The sequence below is a fragment of the Micromonospora sp. NPDC005707 genome (assembly GCF_040631005.1).
In the GTDB taxonomy this organism is placed as follows: Bacteria; Actinomycetota; Actinomycetes; order Mycobacteriales; family Micromonosporaceae; genus Micromonospora.
In genome coordinates, this window is the sequence record NZ_JBEXYR010000027.1 from 1 (window position 1) to 17,134 (window position 17,134).

Sequence of the window (17,134 nt, forward strand, 5' to 3'; positions counted from 1 at the left end):
GGGGGGCCCCGGGGCCGCCCCCGCCGCGCCCACACCGCCCACCGCCTCATCGACCAGGAAAGGACCCGGTGGCATGACGGGTAGCCATCCAGTGCTGACAATGACCGGGATCAGCAAGTCCTTCCCGGGGGTACGGGCGCTCGACGGCGTGGACTTCCGCCTCCTTCCGGGCGAGGTGCACGCCCTCATGGGTGAGAACGGCGCCGGCAAGTCGACCCTCATCAAGGTGTTGACCGGCGTCTACAGCGCCGACCACGGCACGGTCACGCTCGGCGGCGAGCAGGCGTCCTTCACCGGCCCGATGCAGGCCACCGCCGCCGGCGTGAGCACCGTCTACCAGGAGGTCAATCTCTGCACCAACCTCTCCGTGGCGGAGAACATCTTCATCGGCCGGGAACCCCGCCGGCTCGGCGCGGTGCGGTGGGCGGAGATGCGGCGGCGCGCCCGCGCCCTCCTCGCCCGGCTGGACCTCGACATCGACGTCAACGCGCAGCTCGGCAGCTACTCGCTGGCCGTGCAGCAGATGGTGGCGATCGCCCGCGCCATCGACATCGAGGCGCGGGTGCTGGTCCTCGACGAACCCACCTCCAGCCTCGACGCGGGCGAGGTCGCGCAGCTGTTCCGGGTCATGCGGCAGCTGCGCGACGACGGCCTCGCGATCCTGTTCGTCACCCACTTCCTGGACCAGGTCTACGAGATCGCCGACCGGATCACGGTGCTGCGCAACGGCCAGCTCGTCGGCGAGTACCCGACGAGCGAGCTTCCCCAGCTCGGCCTGGTGGAGAAGATGATCGGCAAGGAACTGCGGGTGCTGGAGCGACTCGACGAGCAGTCCCGGCACGACGCCGCGCCGGCGGAGGGCGCACCGCTGCTGGAGGTGCGCGAGCTGGGACGCCGCTCGGCGGTCGCACGGTTCGACCTCACCATCCACGAGGGAGAGGTGGTCGGCCTCGCCGGGCTGCTCGGCTCGGGCCGTACCGAGGTCGCCCGGCTGCTGTTCGGCGCCGACCGCGCCGACCACGGCACCGTCCGGGTGCACGGCACACCCACGTCGCTGCGTACCCCGGTGACCGCCATCGGCCACGGCATCGGCTTCTGTTCGGAGAACCGGCGAGCCGAGGGCATCGTCGCCGAGCTGTCCGTGCGGGAGAACATCATCCTGGCCCTGCAGGCCGCGCGGGGCTGGCTCCGGCCCGTACCCCGCCGCCGGCAGGACGAGCTGGTCGAACGGTACGTGCAGGCCCTGAGCATCCGGCCGGCCGACCCGGACATCCCGGTGGGCAACCTCTCCGGCGGCAACCAGCAGAAGGTCCTGCTCGCGCGCTGGCTCATCACCGAGCCGCGCCTGCTGATCCTCGACGAGCCGACCCGGGGCATCGACATCGGCGCCAAGACCGAGATCCAGCGGCTGGTCGCCCAGCTCTCCGACGGCGGCATGGCGGTGCTGTTCGTCTCCGCCGAGCTGGAGGAGGTGCTCCGCCTCAGCCACACGATCGCCGTGATGCGCGACCGGGAGATGGTCGCGCGACTCACCAACGACCAGAGCATCGACGCCGACCGGATCATGCAGACCATCGCGGCCGGCGCCGGGCACGAAGGGGTGCCGTCATGAGCAACCGAACGGCCGGTTACCGGGCGTTGACGACACACCGGCTCTTCTGGCCGGTCGTCGTCCTCGTCGGCATGCTGGCCGCCAACACCGTCTACCGCCCCGGCTTCCTGTCGGTGCAGATGCGCGACGGTCACCTGTACGGCAGCCTGATCGACATCCTCCGGCTGAGCGCGCCGCTGATCCTGGTCGCGCTCGGCATGACGCTGGTGATCGCCACCGGCGGCATCGACCTGTCGGTGGGCTCGCTCTGCGCCATCAGCGGCGCCATCGCCTGCCTCCACATCAGCCAGCAGCGCGACCAGAACAGCATCGGCGGGGTGCTGACCGCGCTGGCCCTCGGGCTGGGGGTGGCCCTCGTGCTCGGCGCCTGGAACGGCGTGCTGGTCGCGGTCATCGGCATCCAGCCGATCATCGCCACCCTGATCCTCATGGTCGCGGGTCGGGGCCTCGCCCAGCTGATCACGGAGGGGCAGATCCTGACCATCAACTCGGCCCCGTACAAGGCGATCGGCGTCGGTCACCTGCTGACCCTGCCGCTGGCCATCTTCCTCGCCCTCGCCGCGGCTCTCCTGGTCGCCGCGGTGACCCGGCGGACCGCCCTCGGCCTGATCATCGAGTCGGTCGGTGGCAACGCCCAGGCCAGCCGCCTGGCCGGCATCCGGTCCGCGCGGATCACGTTCCTCGTCTACGTGATCAGCGCGGCCTGCGCCGCGGTCGCCGGCTTCATGATGACGGCCAACGTGTCCAGCGCCGACGGCAACGCGGCGGGCCTCTGGGTCGAGCTGGACGCGATCCTCGCCGTGGTCATCGGCGGCACCTCCCTCGCGGGCGGCCGGTTCTCCCTCGGCGGCACCATCCTCGGCGCGCTGCTCATCCAGACCCTCACCACCACGGTGTACGCCATGAACATCTCGCCCCAGACCTCGCTGCTGTTCAAGGCGGTCGTGGTCATCGCGGTCTGCCTCATCCAGGCGCCGGGCTTCCGGGCCCGCTTCACCCGACGCCGGGCCCCGACGGCCGGGCCCACCCCCGCCACCGAGCAGCCGAAGGAGCAGGTGCCGGCATGACGACCCTCTCCCTGCTGGCCGCGCGTACCCGGTCGCGGCTGCCCCGGCGGCACATCCCGGTGCTGGCCACCCTCGCCCTGCTGCTGGTCCTGTACGGCGTCGGCGTGTCCCAGTACCGCGCGTTCTCGAACGTCCAGGTCGTCTTCAACGTCTTCATCGACAACGGCTTCCTGCTCGTCGTCGCCGTCGGGATGACCTTCGTGATCCTCACCGGAGGGATCGACCTCTCCGTCGGCTCGGTCGTCGCGATGACCGCGATGGTGTCGGCGTTCCTGCTGCGCGAGGGGCTGCCCGCGGCGCTGGTGCTGCTCGTCGCGCTGCTCATCGGGCCGACGCTCGGCTTCCTGATGGGCTGTGTGATCCACTTCTTCGACATCCAGCCGTTCATCGTCACCCTCGCCGGGATGTTCTTCGCCCGCGGCATGTGCACCTTCATCAGCGGCTCGTCCATCCCGATCACCGACGGGTTCTGGACCAGGATGTCCCAGCAACGCATCGGCAACCCCAGCGGCAACTTCGTCTCGATCAGCGTGCTCATCGCCTTCGCCGTGGTCGCCGTCGCCGCGTACACGCTGGCCTACACCCGACTGGGCCGCAACGTGTACGCCATCGGCGGCAACTCGCAGTCGGCGCTGCTCATGGGGCTGCCCGTGGGGCGGACCCGGATCGCCGTCTACACCATCAGCGGTCTCTGCGCGGCGATCGGCGGGATCCTGCTGTCCTTCTACACGCTCTCCGGCGCCCCGCTCATCGGCGTCGGCATGGAACTCGACGTCATCGCCGCCGTCGTCATCGGCGGGACCGTGCTGACCGGCGGCGCCGGCTACGTCTTCGGCACCGTGCTCGGGGTGCTGGTCCTCGGGGTCATCCAGACCCTGATCACCTTCGACGGCAGCCTCAACTCGTGGTGGACCAAGATCGTGATCGGCGGCCTCCTCTTCGCGTTCATCCTGCTCCAACGCCTGATCGGAATCCGCTACAAGTGACCGACCAACTCGCGGGAGGCGACCCCATGGCATCGCACGCTGAGCCTGAGATCTGGTTCCTGACCGGCAGCCAGGCCATGTACGGCGAGGACACCCTCCGCCAGGTGGCCGACCAGTCGCGGCAGATCGCGGCGGCGCTCGACGGCTCGGCGCGCATCCCCGCCCGGGTCGTGTGGAAACCGGTCCTGACCACCAGCGGCGACATCCTGCGGGTCTGCCGGGACGCCGCCGCCCACGGGGCCGTCGGCGTGATCGCCTGGATGCACACCTTCTCACCGGCGAAGATGTGGATCGCGGGCCTGGACGCGCTGCGGACGCCGCTGCTGCACCTGCACACCCAGGCCAACGTCCTGCTGCCGTGGGACGAGATCGACATGGACTTCATGAACCTCAACCAGGCCGCGCACGGCGACCGGGAGTTCGGGTTCATCCAGACCCGCCTCGGTGTGGCCCGCAAGACCGTCGCCGGGCACGTCAGCGACCCGCGCGTGGTGGCCCGGGTGGGCGCCTGGGCGCGGGCGGCCATCGGCTGGTCGGCCATGCGCTCGCTGCGGCTGGCCCGCTTCGGCGACAACATGCGCGACGTGGCGGTGACCGAGGGCGACAAGGTGGAGGCGGAGCTGCGCTTCGGGGTCTCCGTGAACACCTACGGGGTCAACGACCTCGTCCAGGTGGTCGACGAGGTCACCGACGCGCGGGTGGACGACCTGGTCAAGGAGTACGACGACAGCTACCGGCTGGTCCCCGAGCTGCGCACCGGCGGCGACCGGCACGAGTCGCTGCGCTACGCCGCCCGGCTGGAACTCGGCCTGCGGACCTTCCTCGACGCTGGTGGCTTCCGCGCCTTCACCACCAACTTCGAGGACCTGGGCGGGCTGCGCCAGCTCCCCGGCATCGCGGTGCAACGCCTGATGGCCGACGGCTACGGCTTCGGCGGTGAGGGCGACTGGAAGACGTCCGTCCTGGTGCACACCCTCAAGGCCATGGCGGTCGGGGTCGACGGCGGCACCTCCTTCATGGAGGACTACACCTACGACCTCACCCCGGGCCGGGAACTGGTCCTCGGCGCGCACATGCTCGAGGTCTGCCCGAGCATCGCCGCGGGCACCCCATCCGTCGAGATCCACCCGCTGAGCATCGGTGGGCGGGAGGACCCGGTCCGGCTGGTCTTCGACGCCGCCCCCGGTCCCGCGGTCGTGCTGGGCCTGGCCGACATGGGGGAGCGGTTCCGGCTCGTCGCCAACGAGGTGGATGTGGTGGCGCCGCCCCATCCGCTGCGCCGGCTGCCGGTCGCCCGGGCCGTCTGGCGCCCCCGCCCGCACCTGGCCGGCTCCGCCGAGGCGTGGATCACCGCGGGCGCCCCGCACCACACCGTGCTCTCGCAGGCGGTGGGCGTGGAGGAGCTGCACGACCTGGCCGAGATGAGCCGCACCGAGCTGGTCGTCATCGACGCCGACACGGACCCGCGCCGCTTCGCCGAGCAGATCCGCTGGAACCAGGCGTACTACCGGCTCGCCCGGGGGTTCTGAGCCGGCGGTCCCGGGTCTCGCGACGAAGACCGGCCGGCGGTCACCCGCCGGCCGGTCCCGGTGTGCCGGGGTCGGCAGGTGGAGCGGCGCTCAGGCTCGCCGGGAGGCGAGGGCTTGCTCGGCGTACGCCCAGAGCCGGTCGGCGGCGGCGACGTCCACGGCGTGCTCGGCCACCCCGGTCATCGGCTCCGGACCGCCGGGGACCACCGCCGACTCCTGGTTGTCCTCGAAGTAGCGGCCGGTGACCCCCTCGACCAGCGGCGACGCGGCCAGCAGCACGGTGGTGGCGGCGCCCTGGGCCGGGGTCTTGTAGTGCTCCGGCACCGACAGGTTGCCCGCCTCGTCGGTCGTCACCCCGAAGGTGCGCAGGGTGTCCGCGCCGAGGTGACGTTGCAGGTTGGTGATGATGACGCCCGGGGCCAGGGCGTTGGCGGTGATCCCGTCAACGGCCCAACGCCGGGCGATCCCGACGGCCAGCAGGACGTCGGCGGTCTTGGACTGGCTGTACGCGGTCCACGGGTCGTACGGGCGGCGGGCGAAGTGCGGGTCCTCGAAGTCGACACCGGCGCGCAGCTGTGCGCCCGAGCTGACGACGACGACCCGCGCGGAGCCCGCGGAGCGGAGGTTGTCGTGCAGGCCCCGGGCCAGCGCGAAGTGCCCGAGGTAGTTGGTGGCGAGCTGCAGTTCCCAGCCTTCCGGAGTCAGCTGGCGGTTCGGTAGCGCCATGATCCCGGCGTTCGCGATCAACGCGTGCAACGGCCCGGTCCACCCGGCGACGAAGGCGTCGACGGAGTCGAGGTCGGCCAGGTCGAGCGCGGCGGCCCGGACCGTGCCCGGACCGGGTCCGGCGAACTCGGCCACCAGGTCGTCCGCGCGGGCGGGATCACGGGTCGCCACGGTAACCTCCGCGCCGGCGCGGGCGAGGGCGCGGACCGTCTCCAGACCGATGCCCGAGGCGCCGCCGGTGACGATCATGCGGCGCCCGGTGAGGTCGACGCCGTCGATGACCTCCTCGGCGGTGGCGCGGGCGGTGAACTCGGTGGTCAGGCGTGTGCTCTCTGTCATGACAGCAACGCTACGACCGGCGGTTCTGGACGAACTATAGTTTGCCGTCCGAGAAAGTTTCGTCAGCGTCCGAAGGGGGTGTGCGTGGACCCGTTGGAGGACGTTCTCTCCCTGACCGGCGCCACGAGTCACCTTTCCGCCGGTATGTCGGCCGGCGGAGCGTGGGCCGTCCGGTTCGAGCCGCCCGCCGGCGTGAAGTTCAACGTCGTACGCCGGGGCGCCTGCTGGCTTCGCGTGGACGGGGTGCCGGATCCCCTCCGGCTGCACGAGGGCGACTGCTTCCTGCTGACCCGGCCGGTCGCGTTCACCCTGGCCAGCGACCTGAGCCTGCCGGCCGAGCCGGCGGGGCCCCTGTTCACCGCGGCCGTCGACGGCGTGGCCCGCGCCGGCCAGGGCGACGAGGTGTTCCTCATCGGGGGCGCGTTCTCCTTCACCGACCGCGCCCAGGCCCTGCTGCTCGACGGCCTGCCGCCGGTCATCCGGGTGGCGGCCGGGACGCCGGAGGCCGCCACCGTGCGACGCGCGGTCGCCGAGATCGACGCGGAGCTGCAGCAGGACGCGGCGGGGGCGAGGCTCGTCGCCGAGCACCTGGCCGTCGTCATGCTGGTGCGGATCCTGCGCCTGTACCTCACGCGGGACGCCGGCCACACCTCCGGCTGGTTGGCCGGCCTGACCGATCCCACCGTGACGACCGTCCTGCGACGGATGCACGCCCGGCCCGCACACCCCTGGACGGTCGCCGAGTTGGCCCGCAGCGCGGCGGTCTCCCGCTCCACCCTGGCGGCCCGGTTCAAGCAGGTGGTCGGCCAAGGGCCGCTGGAGTACCTCACCGCGTGGCGGGTCGAGCTTGCCGCCGACCGCATCCGCCGCGGCGACGACACCGTCGCCACGATCGCCCGCGACGTGGGGTACGGCTCCGAGAGCGCCTTCAGCGTCGCCTTCAAACGCGCCATCGGTCTCTCGCCGCGCGCCTACCGCGCCGCCGGCGCACGCGCGGAGCACTGAGGCCGAGACGCGCGGTTCGTCCCGGAGTCCCGCGCGCCGCGGGCCCGGCTGGCCCGCCTGGTCGCCGAGACCGGTCTGGCGGTACGGCCGCAACCACCATGGCCACCGTGGCCGTTCAGCCGCGGTGGTCCGACTTCTCGCCCGCCGCCTCGACGCGGAACGCGGGGTACCGCGCCGCGATGGCCGCGAACTCGGCCAGGGGTGCGTGCCGGTCGACGGGTAGGTGCGGCCGGGCTCCGGGTACCGTCGCCAGGTACCGCTTGAGGATCGGTGCGCGCTCCTCGACCGGCACCTCGACCAGCCGGCAGGCCCGGGCCCGCCCGTGCCGGATGGTCACCAGCCCGTCGGCCGCCCGTACGTTGCGGACCCAGTTGCAGTTCTCGCCCAACATCGACACGAGATACCAGTCGCCCCGCCAGTCGGCCATGCCCAGCGGGAACCGGGTCAGCCGTCCGCTACGGCGTCCGGCCACCTCCAGTGTCACCCAGCGCCGGGGTGTCAGGCCGGCACCGTGTACGGCCGCCCACAATCGGGCGAACCGGCGGGCCGCCGCGTTGCCGCGGCCCCCCGCGTACATCGCGCGAAGGGTGTTCTCGGACAACGGCCAACTCCCCAACTTCGCCACCACATCCTCCTTCGACCGGTCCGGACCGTCCGGTCTCCAGGGTTGGCGATCCCGGGCGGGAAATGCAGGGCCCAAGGTCCCGGTCACCCCGACCGTTCATCACTCGGTGGGGGCGCGGGTCAGTCCATGAGCACGCCGGGGTTGAGGATCCCGTGCGGGTCGAGCGCGGCCTTCGCGGCGCGCAGGGCCAGGGCAAACGGTTCGGGGCGCTGGCGGTCGTAGCCGGGGCGGTGGTCGCGGCCGACGGCGTGGTGGTGGGTGATGGTGGCGTGATGGCGGTGGAGGACGTCGGTCGCCACGTCCTTGAGGTGGTCCCACACGGCGACCTCGTCGCCCGCCCGGCCGCCGGCCAGCACCGTGAAGTAGGGCGCCGCTCCGTCGGGATAGACGTGGGTGAGGCGGCAGTTGACGGCGGCGGGATGCCCGGTGGCCTCGCGCGCGGCGGCGCCCACCTCGTCGCGGACGGCGTCGATCAGAGCGGGAAGCCGTTTCCAGGTGGCGGCCGTCTCGAAGGTCTCGACGACGGCCCCCATCCGGGCGAGGCCGTCGCGCAGGTACGGCATCCGGAAAAACGCCGAGCGCCACGCGCCGACCGCGTCGTCGCCCCGACCGCCCGAGGAGGGCGTGCCGCCGTGCGCGCGGGCCAGGTCCAGCGCCTGGGCGAGAGCGGCGTCCACCGGCGCGGCGGCCGACTCGAAGCCGAGGACGAGGACGGACGAGCCGTCGCGGGCGGCGCCGGACAGCGCGGCCTCGCCGGCATCGAGCAGGCGGCAGTTGGCGGGGGTGAGGCCGGACTGGGCGATCGTACGAACCGCCCGCAGCGCGGCGGCGAAGTCGGCGAAACGCACCGACGCGGAGGCCCGGTGGCGGGGGCGGTCCTGCAGGCGCATCCACGCCTCGGTGATGACGCCCAGGGTGCCTTCCGAACCGAGGAACAGCCGGTCGGGGGACGGTCCGGCGCCGGAGGCGGGCACCTGCCACGACGTGCCGGCGCCGGCCGGGGTGACCAGTCGCAGGGACTGCACGAAGTCGTCGATGTGCGTGTGGACCGTGGCGTAGTGACCGCCGGCCCGGGTGGCGAGCCAGCCGCCGAGGGTGGAGAACTCGAAGCTCTGCGGGAAGTGCCGCAGCGTCAAGCCGTGCGGCCTGAGCTGGTCCTCCAGTGCCGGGCCGAGGACGCCGGCCTGGATGCGGGCGGCCCGGCTGTCGGTGTCGACCTCCACTACCCGGTCCAGCGCGGTCAGGTCGAGGGACACCACCGCCCGGTGCGCGTCGCCGCGGTACTCCACGCCGCCGGTCACCGAGGAGCCCCCGCCGTAGGGGATCACGGCAACGTCACGGTCGCCGGCCCACTCCAGGAGGTCGGCCACGTCCTGGTCGTTGCTCGGCCGGGCGACCAGGTCGGGTATCCGCGCCGGCCGGCCGCGCAGGGCGCGGATGACATCCCGGTACGCCTTGCCCATGGCGTGCGCGGCGCGCGCCCCGGGGTCGGCGGTGACCAGCTGCGCGAGGCTCGGCGGCGGCTCGACGGCGGGCCGGTCGATCCGCAGGTCGGCGACCCGAGGGACGGGCAGGGGGCGCGGGAGCGTACCGGGGAGGAGGGCTCCCATCGCCACGCATTCGGCGTCGTCGGGGTGTTCGTCCGCCCAGCCCCAGCCCCACCAGGAGCGGGCGCGGGCGGTGGGGCGGGCGGTCGCGGCGTCGGCCATGGCCATGACGGTAGCCATCGATCGCCGGGATTGCCGGCCGTTGATCGCCGGCCGGCGTGCTGCCGACTACGATGACGTCATGACCGGGACCCTCGCGTTGACGTTGACGTTGGAGCAGCGCGGTCCGGCCGGAGCGTTCGTGCTGTCCGACGAGCAGGTGTCGGTCGTGGGGGAGGGGCGGCGGACGTTCCCCGTGCGCGTGGATGTCAACGGGGTGACGCTCCCGCTGCGGCTGGCCCGGATGGGCGGGGAGAACCTGATCGGGTTGTCACGTGCGGCGCGGGCGCAGGCGGGCGTGAGCATCGGGGCGTCGTACGAGGTCGCCATCGCCCTCGACGCGGAGGCCCGCGGCGTCGAGGTGCCCGACGACCTGGCCGCCGCTCTCGCCGGGGACGCCCAGGCGCAGACGGCGTTCGGGGCGCTGGCCCCCTCGCACCGCAAGGAGTTCGTCCGCTGGGTCACCGAGGCCAAGCGGGAGGCCACCCGGGCGCAGCGCGTCACGAAGACCATCGAGATGCTCCGCGCCGGCCAGCACCGCTGAGCGACCCGGAACGGCGCGGGGCGGGGCCGGTCGACCGACCGGCCCCGCCCGGCCGCTGCGCCTAGCGGCGCGGCCGCTGCGGGACGCGCGGCAGGACGTACGGTGGCCCGCTGTAGATCAGGTCGGCCTTCATCTCCTGGTACGCCCGCTTGGGCTGGTAGTTCTCGTCGTAGATGGTGGCCAGGCCCTCCGGCGGGTCGGTGAACCAGCCGGGCACCCAGGAGTGCTTGTCGGTGAATCCCCAGACGGTGAACGACAGGCAGTGCCGCTCGGCCAGGCAGGCCTGCAGCAGCACGCTGAAGTTCGCGGCCGAGGCCTGCAAGCGTGGGTTGATCTCGTTCGAGTCGCCCGCCTGAACTCCCTCGGTGAGCTGGCTGCGCACGTCGACCTCGGTGAACGCGGTGGCCAGCCCGAGCCCGGCGAACTTCCGCAGCGCCTCGGCGACCTGGAGGGTGTCGAAGTTGCCGTACTGGGTCCCGAGGTGGCCCTGGCTGCCGATGCCGTCGATCGGCACGCGCTGGGCGAGCAGGCTCTTGGCCATGTCGTACACGAACTGGGTCTTGTCGTTGGCCGGGTCGCGTGAGCCGAACGCCTCGATGTTGTAGTCGTTGTAGAACAGCAGGGCGTGCGGGTCGGCCGCGCTGGCCCAGCGGAAGGCGTCGGCGATGTAGCCAGCCCCCAGGTGCTGGGCCCAGAACCCCTTGTAGTGCAGGGTCGACGGGGTGTCCCAGGGGTCACTGACCGCCTCGTTGACCACGTCCCACTGCCAGATCCGGCCCTTGAAGTGGGTGACCACGGCGGTGATGTGCCGGCGCAGGATGTCGCGCAGCTCGGTGTCGCTGATGGAGCCGTCGGCCACGCCGGCGGTCAGCCAGCCGGGCAGCTGGTTGTGCCAGACGAGCACGTGCCCGCGTACGCGCTGGTTGTTCTGCTTGGCGAACGCGAGGAGCCGGTCGGCCGGCTCCCAGTTGTAGGTGCCGCGGGTCGGCTCCAGGCTTTCCCACTTCATCACGTTCTCGGCGGTGACCGTCGAGAACTCCGACGCCGCGAGCTGGCGGTACCGGGGGTCGGCGGGGTCGTCGAGGGCGGCCATGTCGACGGCCGTGCCGACGGCCAGGCCGTGGCGCAGCGCGAGGTTGCGCAGGCTCTGGTCGGCCGGGTCGTACGGGCGGCCCGCCGTGGCCGGCGCGCTGCTGAGGGTGGCGGCGGTGGCCAGGGCGACCGCGCCGGCGGCTATCCATCGTCGCAGTTTCATGGGTTTTCCTCCGGTGGGGAACGGGTCGACCGGGACGTCGACCCAGGGGGCGCGGACGCACGCGGGTGGCGCGCCGGACGCCGATCAGAGGGACGGTGCGGGAAACCGTGGTACGTGCGCGGCCGGTCCGATACTTTCGCGCAAACTTCCGGTAACTGAGCCGGAACAATACGAGCGTCGATCCCCCTCGTCAACCATCGGAGGGCGGCGCCGGCCGGTCCGTTCGCGGGGTCGCGGTGGGGGACGACCGGGCACGGCAGGGCCTTGACCCGGATCGCGGCAGGTCATAACGTGCCCTCAACCGATCGAAAGTACCGGCATCAGACCGAAAGTCCCTGGACGAAAGGGCGACCCGGTGGCCTCGGAAGACTCCCGGAAAGTCACCATCGCGGCGATCGCGCGGCTGGCCGGCGTCTCGGTGCCCACGGTGTCGCGGGTGGTCAACGGTCGCTCCGACGTCGCGCCGCGGACCCGGGAACGGGTCGAGGAGCTGCTGACCCGGCACGGCTACCGCCGCCGCCGGCCGAGCATGCGGCCCAGCTCCGGTCTGATCGATCTGGTCTTCAACGACCTGGACAGCCCCTGGGCGGTCGAGATCATCCGTGGGGTCGAGGACGTCGCGCACGCGGCCGGCATCGGCACCGTGGTCTCCGCGATCCACCGGCGCAGCTCGTCGGCCCGGCAGTGGCTGGACAACCTGCGCACCCGCTCCACCGAGGGGGTCATCTTCGTGACCTCCACCCTGGAGCCGCCGCTGCAGGCCGAGCTGCGCCGCCTCAACATCCCTGTCGTCATCGTCGACCCCGCGGGTGTGCCCCCGCAGGAGGCGCACACCATCGGGGCGACCAACTGGGTGGGCAGCCTGCGCGCGACCGAGTACCTGCTCGGTCTCGGTCACCGGCGGATCGGCTTCATCGCCGGGCCGCCGCAGCTGATGTGCAGCCGGGTACGTCTGGACGGCTACCGGGCGGCGCTGGAGACCGCCGGCCTCACCGTGGACGAGGAGCTGATCCAGCCGGGCAACTTCTACCACGAGGCCGGCTTCGCCGCCGGCACCCACCTGCTGCGCCTGCCCGACCCGCCCACCGCGATCTTCGCCGCCAGTGACCAGATGGCCCTCGGGGTCTACGAGGCCGTCCGACGACGCGGCCTGCGGGTGCCCGACGACGTCAGCGTCGTCGGCTTCGACGACCTGCCGGAGGTCCGGTGGTGCTCCCCACCGCTGACAACCGTCCGGCAGCCCCTGGCGAAGATGGGCCTGCTCGCCGCGCGCACGGTGCTGCGCCTGGCCCAGGGGGAGCGGATCGAGAGCCCCCGCGTCGAGCTGGCCACCCAGCTCGTCGTCCGCGACAGCGCCGCCCCGCTGGTCCCCTGACTCCCACCGACCGCGTCAGCGGTAGGGGCGGCAGGAGGCCCGCACGACCAGCTCGGTGGGGAGCCGGATGTGCGTGTCGCGCTCGACGCCGGCGATCAGGTCGATGAGCAGGCGCAACGCCTCGGCGCCCATGCGCTGCAGCGGTTGCATGATCGTCGTCAGCGGGGGGTTCACCAGTGCCGACTCCGGGACGTTGTCGAAGCCGATGACGGACAGGTCGTCGGGCACCGCGAGGCCCATGCCGCGGGCGACGTCCATCGTGGAGATCGCCGAAAGGTCGTTGCCCGCGAAGATCGCCGTCGGCCGGTCCGGGAGCGAGAGCAGCTCCGCGGCCGTGCCGGCGGCGGTCTCGGTCCGGAACCCGCCGACGCGCACGATCCTCTCGTCGACCGCCACGTCGGCGTCGGCCATGGCCTTGCGGAAGCCCGCCTCGCGCAGGCGCGCCGACTCGAGGTCGGGGCGCCCGCTGATGTGCCCGATGCGGCGGTGGCCGAGCGAGAGCAGGTAGTTGGTGGCGAGCACGGCGCCGGCGAAGTTGTCCGAGTCGACGGTGGGCAGGCCGGATGGGCCGGTATGGGGGTCGACGGCCACGACATGGAAGCCGTGCTTGGTCTCGATCACGGTCGGCGTGACGATCACGGCGCCGTCGATGAGGGTTCCGGACAGGCGGGCCAGCGAGCGCCGTTCCCAGCCTATGGCGGCACCCTCGCCGTCGCCGCTGGAGTAGGCCAACAGCTGGTACCCGCTGCCGGCGACCTCCCGGGACGCCCCCTTGAGCAGTTCGGTCGAGAACGGCTCGAACTCGGCGACCAGGATGCCCAGCACGTTCGTGCGGTGGCTGCGCAGGCTTTGCGCCCCCAGGCTGGCCTCGTAGCCCAGCTCGTGGATGACCTGCTGGACGCGCTCCACCGTCGCCTGGGCCACGCCGTAGCGACCATTCACAACCTTCGATACCGTTGCCACCGAGACGCCGGCGGTACGTGCCACGTCCGACATCTTGACGCGCTCCGGGAAGACCACCCGACGATGATAGAGCCGCCGCGTGGGTGCGGTCAGCAGTGACTCGAAAACGTTATCGATACCGATTGACACCCCCTTTCACGGCTGTAAAACTCCCCGCAGGCCGAGTACCGCGACTGCCTGACGGAGGAGAAAATCGATGGCGACGAAGCGGCGTGCAGGTGCCGCCCTGGCACTACTTATGGCAAGCGCTCTCGTCGTCGCTGGTTGCAACAGCGGCGGCGACGAGGGGACGTCCAGCGAGGGTGAGCTGTACAAGAACCCCGTGACCCTGACCTGGTGGCACAACGCCCCCCAGGACGGGCCGGGCAAGACCTACTGGGAGAAGGTCGCCAAGGACTTCTCCGCGCTCCACCCGACCGTCAAGATCGAGATCGAGGCGATCGAGACCAACCAGCTGCAGCGCACCCGGATCCCCGCCGCGCTGCTGAGCAACGACCCGCCGGACGTCTTCATGACGTGGGGTGGCGGCGAGATGGTCGAGCAGGTCGAGGCCGACTACCTCAAGGACCTCACCGACCAGGTCAAGACCGAGGTCGCCAACATCGGCAGCGCGGCCGAGATCTGGCAGGTGAACGGCAAGCAGTACGGCCTGCCGTTCCGGATGGGCATCGAGGGCATCTGGTACAACAAGGACATGTTCGCCCAGGCGGGCATCAGCGCGCCGCCGACCACGTTCGAAGAGCTCAACGCCGCGGTCACGAAGCTCAAGGCCATCAACGTCACCCCGATCGCCGTGGGCGCCGGCGACAAGTGGCCCGCCGCCCACTGGTGGTACAACTTCGCGCTGCGCGACTGCTCGATCGACACCCTGAAGAAGGCGTCCAAGGAGAAGGTCTTCGACGACCCGTGCTTCGTGAAGGCCGGCCAGGACCTGAAGGCCTTCATCGACACCAAGCCGTTCCAGAACAACTTCATCGCCACGCCGGGCCAGAACGACCCGACCAGCGCCAACGGCCTGCTCGCCAACGGCAAGGCCGCGATGGAGCTGATGGGCGACTGGAACCGGGGCACCCTGGACAACGTCGCCACGGACAAGGCCAAGCTCGCCAAGTTCCTTGGCTGGTTCCCCGTTCCGGCGATCTCCGGTTCCGCCGGTGACCCCAAGGCGGCCCTCGGCGGCGGCGACGGGTTCGCCTGCTCGAAGAAGGCCCCGGCCGAGTGCGTCGAGTTCCTCAAGTACATCGCCAGCCCCGAGGTGCAGAAGGGCTACGCCGAGACCGGCACCGGGCTCCCCGTCGTCAAGGGCGCGGAGGCCGGCATCCAGGACCCGGCCCTGAAGTCCATCCTGCAGGCCACGTCCGAGGCGAGCTACGTCCAGCTCTGGCTCGACACGGCCTACGGCAGCACCGTCGGCACCGCGATGAACGACGGGATCGTCGGCATCTTCTCGGGCAAGGGGACGCCGGAGAAGGTCGTCGCGGGGATGAAGGCAGCCGCAAGCAAGTGACCTCCACCGACCAAACCCGGTTCCCCGCCGGCGGCGTGTCCGCGCCGCCGGCGGGTCACCGGCCCGCCGGGGGCTCGTCCTCCCGCCGGGCCGAGACCCGCCGTAAGTGGTACGAGATCATCGGGCTCACGACGCCGGCGCTCGTCGTCTACGTGATGTTCGTGCTGGTGCCGATGGGCTTCGCGGTCTACTACAGCCTCTACCGGTGGCGTGGGGTCGGGCCCCCCACTGAGTACATCGGCTTCAAGAACTACACGCTCGCCTTCCAGGACCCGATCTTCCTCGACGCGTTGCGCAACAACGCGATCATCGTGTTCGGGTCGCTGCTGATCCAGGGCCCCGTCGCCCTGGGCATCGCCCTGCTGCTCAACCGCCGCTTCCGCGGGCGCTCGGTGTTCCGCCTGCTGGTGTTCGTGCCCTACGTGCTCGCCGAGGTCACCGTCGGCATCATGTGGAAGCTGATCCTGGCCGAGGGTGGCACGGTCGACGCGCTGCTGCGGTCCCTGGGACTGGGCAGCCTCGTGCAGGCGTGGCTCGCCGACCTCGACGTCGTCATCTGGACGCTGCTGTTCGTGCTCACCTGGAAGTACGTCGGCTTCGCCATCATCCTCCTGCTCGCCGGCCTGTCCAACGTGCCGCACGAGCTGACCGAGGCCGCCGCGATCGACGGCGCGAGCTGGTGGCAGACCCAGCGCCACGTCACCCTCCCGCTGCTGGGGCCGACGATCCGGATCTGGATGTTCCTGTCGATGATCGGTTCGCTGCAGGTCTTCGACGTGATCTGGGTGACCTCGGTGCCCGCGGTGCGGTCGCTCGGGGCCTCCGGAACCATGGCGACGTACATGGTGGACAACGGGTTCTTCGCCCGACTGTGGGGCTACGGCAACGCGGTCGCCGTGATCCTCTTCGTCATCTCGTTCGTCGCGGCGCTGCTGTTCCAGCGCTTCATCCTCCGCCGGGACATCGAGGGCGCCATCACCAGAAGGGCGAACTGACCGTGGCCACGAACCTCGTTCATTCCCCGTCCGCCGAACGCCGGCCGATGTCGTGGGGCACCCCGCTCACGTACGCGCTGGCACTCGCGGTCGCGGCCGTGTCGATCACCCCGATCCTCTACGTGATCGTCGGCGGTTTCCGCACCACCCCGCAGATCGTCGACGATCCGGCCGGCCTGCCCGACCCGTGGGTCCTCGACAACTACACCCGGGTGCTGACGCAGGGCAAGTTCTGGCAGCAGGCGTTCAACAGCGGGGTGATCGCCCTCGGCACCACGCTCGGCGTCGTGGTGCTCGGCATGGCCGCCGCATTCGTGCTGGCCCGGTACACCTTCCGGGGGCGGGAGGGGCTCTACACCTTCTTCACGCTCGGCCTGCTCTTCCCGGCCGGGGCGGCGATCCTGCCGCTCTACCTGATGCTGCGCGACCTGAACCTGATCAATTCCTACTACGCCGTGATCCTCCCGCAGGTCGCCTTCCAGCTGCCGCTGACGATCGTGATCCTGCGACCCTTCCTGTCCGCCATCCCCCGCGAGTTGGAGGACGCCGCGGCGATCGACGGCGCGAGCCGGCTCGGCTTCCTCTGGCGCATCGCGCTGCCGCTGTCGCGGCCCGCGCTCGTCACCGTCGGCGTCCTCGCGTTCGTGGCGAGCTGGAACGCGTTCCTGCTGCCGCTGCTCGTCCTCGGCGATGTCAGCCTGCACACCCTGCCGCTGGGGGTGCAGAACTTCTCGAGCCAGTTCTCCACCGACACCGCGGGCGTCCTCGCCTTCACGTCCCTGGCGATGCTGCCGGCGCTGTTCTTCTTCACCCTCGCGGAGAAGCAGATCGTCGGTGGCCTGCAGGGCGCGGTCAAGGGCTGAGCGACAGCGGTACCAGCACAATCAAAGGAAAGGCACA

At 71.4% G+C, this 17,134-nt stretch carries 15 protein-coding genes; 10 read left to right on the forward strand and 5 right to left on the reverse strand.

Features of this window, described 5'->3' with window-relative positions; translation table 11 throughout:
* The first annotated feature begins 73 nt into the window (after positions 1-73).
* Genes ABZ452_RS31345 through araA form a run of 4 tightly spaced genes read left to right on the forward strand, consistent with a single transcriptional unit; the run spans position 74 to position 5,194 of the window.
* Positions 74-1,612 (forward strand): sugar ABC transporter ATP-binding protein, encoded by a 1,539-nt coding sequence (locus ABZ452_RS31345; RefSeq protein WP_357950723.1) that lies wholly within the window; start codon positions 74-76, stop codon positions 1,610-1,612.
* On the forward strand, positions 1,609-2,679 hold the full coding sequence (locus tag ABZ452_RS31350) for an ABC transporter permease (protein WP_357950726.1): 1,071 nt from the start codon (positions 1,609-1,611) through the stop codon (positions 2,677-2,679). Before ABZ452_RS31345 ends, ABZ452_RS31350 begins: the two co-directional genes overlap by 4 nt.
* Positions 2,676-3,665 carry a galactofuranose ABC transporter, permease protein YjfF gene (gene yjfF, locus ABZ452_RS31355; RefSeq protein WP_357950729.1) on the forward strand — a complete coding sequence of 330 codons (990 nt, stop codon included), beginning with the start codon at positions 2,676-2,678 and terminating at the stop codon, positions 3,663-3,665. Before ABZ452_RS31350 ends, yjfF begins: the two co-directional genes overlap by 4 nt.
* A gap of 26 nt (positions 3,666-3,691) precedes the next feature.
* Entirely contained in the window at positions 3,692-5,194 is a 1,503-nt protein-coding gene (gene araA, locus ABZ452_RS31360; protein WP_357950732.1) for an L-arabinose isomerase, read from the forward strand.
* A gap of 90 nt (positions 5,195-5,284) precedes the next feature.
* Here the strand turns inward: araA and ABZ452_RS31365 are convergent, their stop codons facing one another.
* Positions 5,285-6,259 (reverse strand): SDR family NAD(P)-dependent oxidoreductase, encoded by a 975-nt coding sequence (locus ABZ452_RS31365; protein WP_357950734.1) that lies wholly within the window; start codon positions 6,257-6,259, stop codon positions 5,285-5,287.
* Between the two features lie 84 nt (positions 6,260-6,343).
* Between ABZ452_RS31365 and ABZ452_RS31370 the strand changes: the two genes are divergently transcribed.
* Positions 6,344-7,264, forward strand: coding sequence for an AraC family transcriptional regulator (locus ABZ452_RS31370; protein WP_357950737.1), 921 nt, complete (start codon positions 6,344-6,346; stop codon positions 7,262-7,264).
* Positions 7,265-7,379: 115 nt separating this feature from the next.
* On the opposite strand, the gene ABZ452_RS31375 is transcribed toward ABZ452_RS31370, so the two are convergent.
* Both ABZ452_RS31375 and ABZ452_RS31380 read right to left on the reverse strand, forming a co-directional pair.
* Positions 7,380-7,841 (reverse strand): nitroreductase/quinone reductase family protein, encoded by a 462-nt coding sequence (locus tag ABZ452_RS31375; protein ID WP_357950740.1) that lies wholly within the window; start codon positions 7,839-7,841, stop codon positions 7,380-7,382.
* A gap of 167 nt (positions 7,842-8,008) precedes the next feature.
* A complete protein-coding gene (locus ABZ452_RS31380; protein ID WP_357950743.1) occupies positions 8,009-9,598 on the reverse strand; it encodes an FAD-binding oxidoreductase in 1,590 nt (529 codons plus the stop codon).
* A gap of 79 nt (positions 9,599-9,677) precedes the next feature.
* Here ABZ452_RS31380 and ABZ452_RS31385 point away from each other — a divergent pair, with 79 nt between their 5' ends.
* The gene (locus ABZ452_RS31385) at positions 9,678-10,139 is read left to right on the forward strand and encodes a YdeI/OmpD-associated family protein (protein ID WP_357950746.1); all 462 of its coding nucleotides are present in this window, start codon (positions 9,678-9,680) and stop codon (positions 10,137-10,139) included.
* A gap of 61 nt (positions 10,140-10,200) precedes the next feature.
* Here the strand turns inward: ABZ452_RS31385 and ABZ452_RS31390 are convergent, their stop codons facing one another.
* Positions 10,201-11,394: an endo-1,4-beta-xylanase gene (locus ABZ452_RS31390; protein WP_357950749.1), complete on the reverse strand. Its 1,194-nt coding sequence runs from the start codon at positions 11,392-11,394 to the stop codon at positions 10,201-10,203.
* 355 nt (positions 11,395-11,749) lie between these two features.
* Here ABZ452_RS31390 and ABZ452_RS31395 point away from each other — a divergent pair, with 355 nt between their 5' ends.
* Positions 11,750-12,769: a LacI family DNA-binding transcriptional regulator gene (locus ABZ452_RS31395; protein ID WP_357950751.1), complete on the forward strand. Its 1,020-nt coding sequence runs from the start codon at positions 11,750-11,752 to the stop codon at positions 12,767-12,769.
* Positions 12,770-12,784: 15 nt separating this feature from the next.
* On the opposite strand, the gene ABZ452_RS31400 is transcribed toward ABZ452_RS31395, so the two are convergent.
* Positions 12,785-13,861 (reverse strand): LacI family DNA-binding transcriptional regulator, encoded by a 1,077-nt coding sequence (locus tag ABZ452_RS31400; protein ID WP_357950754.1) that lies wholly within the window; start codon positions 13,859-13,861, stop codon positions 12,785-12,787.
* A gap of 193 nt (positions 13,862-14,054) precedes the next feature.
* Between ABZ452_RS31400 and ABZ452_RS31405 the strand changes: the two genes are divergently transcribed.
* From ABZ452_RS31405 to ABZ452_RS31415, 3 genes are read left to right on the forward strand one after another with little or no spacing between them, the layout of a single operon-like run.
* Complete coding sequence (locus ABZ452_RS31405; RefSeq protein WP_357950757.1) at positions 14,055-15,239, forward strand: extracellular solute-binding protein; 1,185 nt, start codon at positions 14,055-14,057, stop codon at positions 15,237-15,239.
* A complete protein-coding gene (locus ABZ452_RS31410) occupies positions 15,236-16,234 on the forward strand; it encodes a sugar ABC transporter permease (RefSeq protein ID WP_357950759.1) in 999 nt (332 codons plus the stop codon). Before ABZ452_RS31405 ends, ABZ452_RS31410 begins: the two co-directional genes overlap by 4 nt.
* Positions 16,231-17,097 carry a carbohydrate ABC transporter permease gene (locus ABZ452_RS31415; protein WP_357950831.1) on the forward strand — a complete coding sequence of 289 codons (867 nt, stop codon included), beginning with the start codon at positions 16,231-16,233 and terminating at the stop codon, positions 17,095-17,097. The genes ABZ452_RS31410 and ABZ452_RS31415 overlap by 4 nt, the downstream gene beginning before the upstream one ends.
* Positions 17,098-17,134: the final 37 nt, after the last annotated feature.

Coding starts and splice junctions, on each gene's coding strand:
- ABZ452_RS31375 (WP_357950740.1), bottom strand. CDS start 7,841: ATGTACGCGGGGGGCCGCGGCAACGCGGCGGCCCGCCGGTTCGCCCGA.
- ABZ452_RS31365 (WP_357950734.1), bottom strand. CDS start 6,259: ATGACAGAGAGCACACGCCTGACCACCGAGTTCACCGCCCGCGCCACC.
- yjfF (WP_357950729.1), top strand. CDS start 2,676: ATGACGACCCTCTCCCTGCTGGCCGCGCGTACCCGGTCGCGGCTGCCC.
- ABZ452_RS31350 (WP_357950726.1), top strand. CDS start 1,609: ATGAGCAACCGAACGGCCGGTTACCGGGCGTTGACGACACACCGGCTC.
- ABZ452_RS31385 (WP_357950746.1), top strand. CDS start 9,678: ATGACCGGGACCCTCGCGTTGACGTTGACGTTGGAGCAGCGCGGTCCG.
- ABZ452_RS31380 (WP_357950743.1), bottom strand. CDS start 9,598: ATGGCCGACGCCGCGACCGCCCGCCCCACCGCCCGCGCCCGCTCCTGG.
- ABZ452_RS31345 (WP_357950723.1), top strand. CDS start 74: ATGACGGGTAGCCATCCAGTGCTGACAATGACCGGGATCAGCAAGTCC.
- ABZ452_RS31390 (WP_357950749.1), bottom strand. CDS start 11,394: ATGAAACTGCGACGATGGATAGCCGCCGGCGCGGTCGCCCTGGCCACC.
- araA (WP_357950732.1), top strand. CDS start 3,692: ATGGCATCGCACGCTGAGCCTGAGATCTGGTTCCTGACCGGCAGCCAG.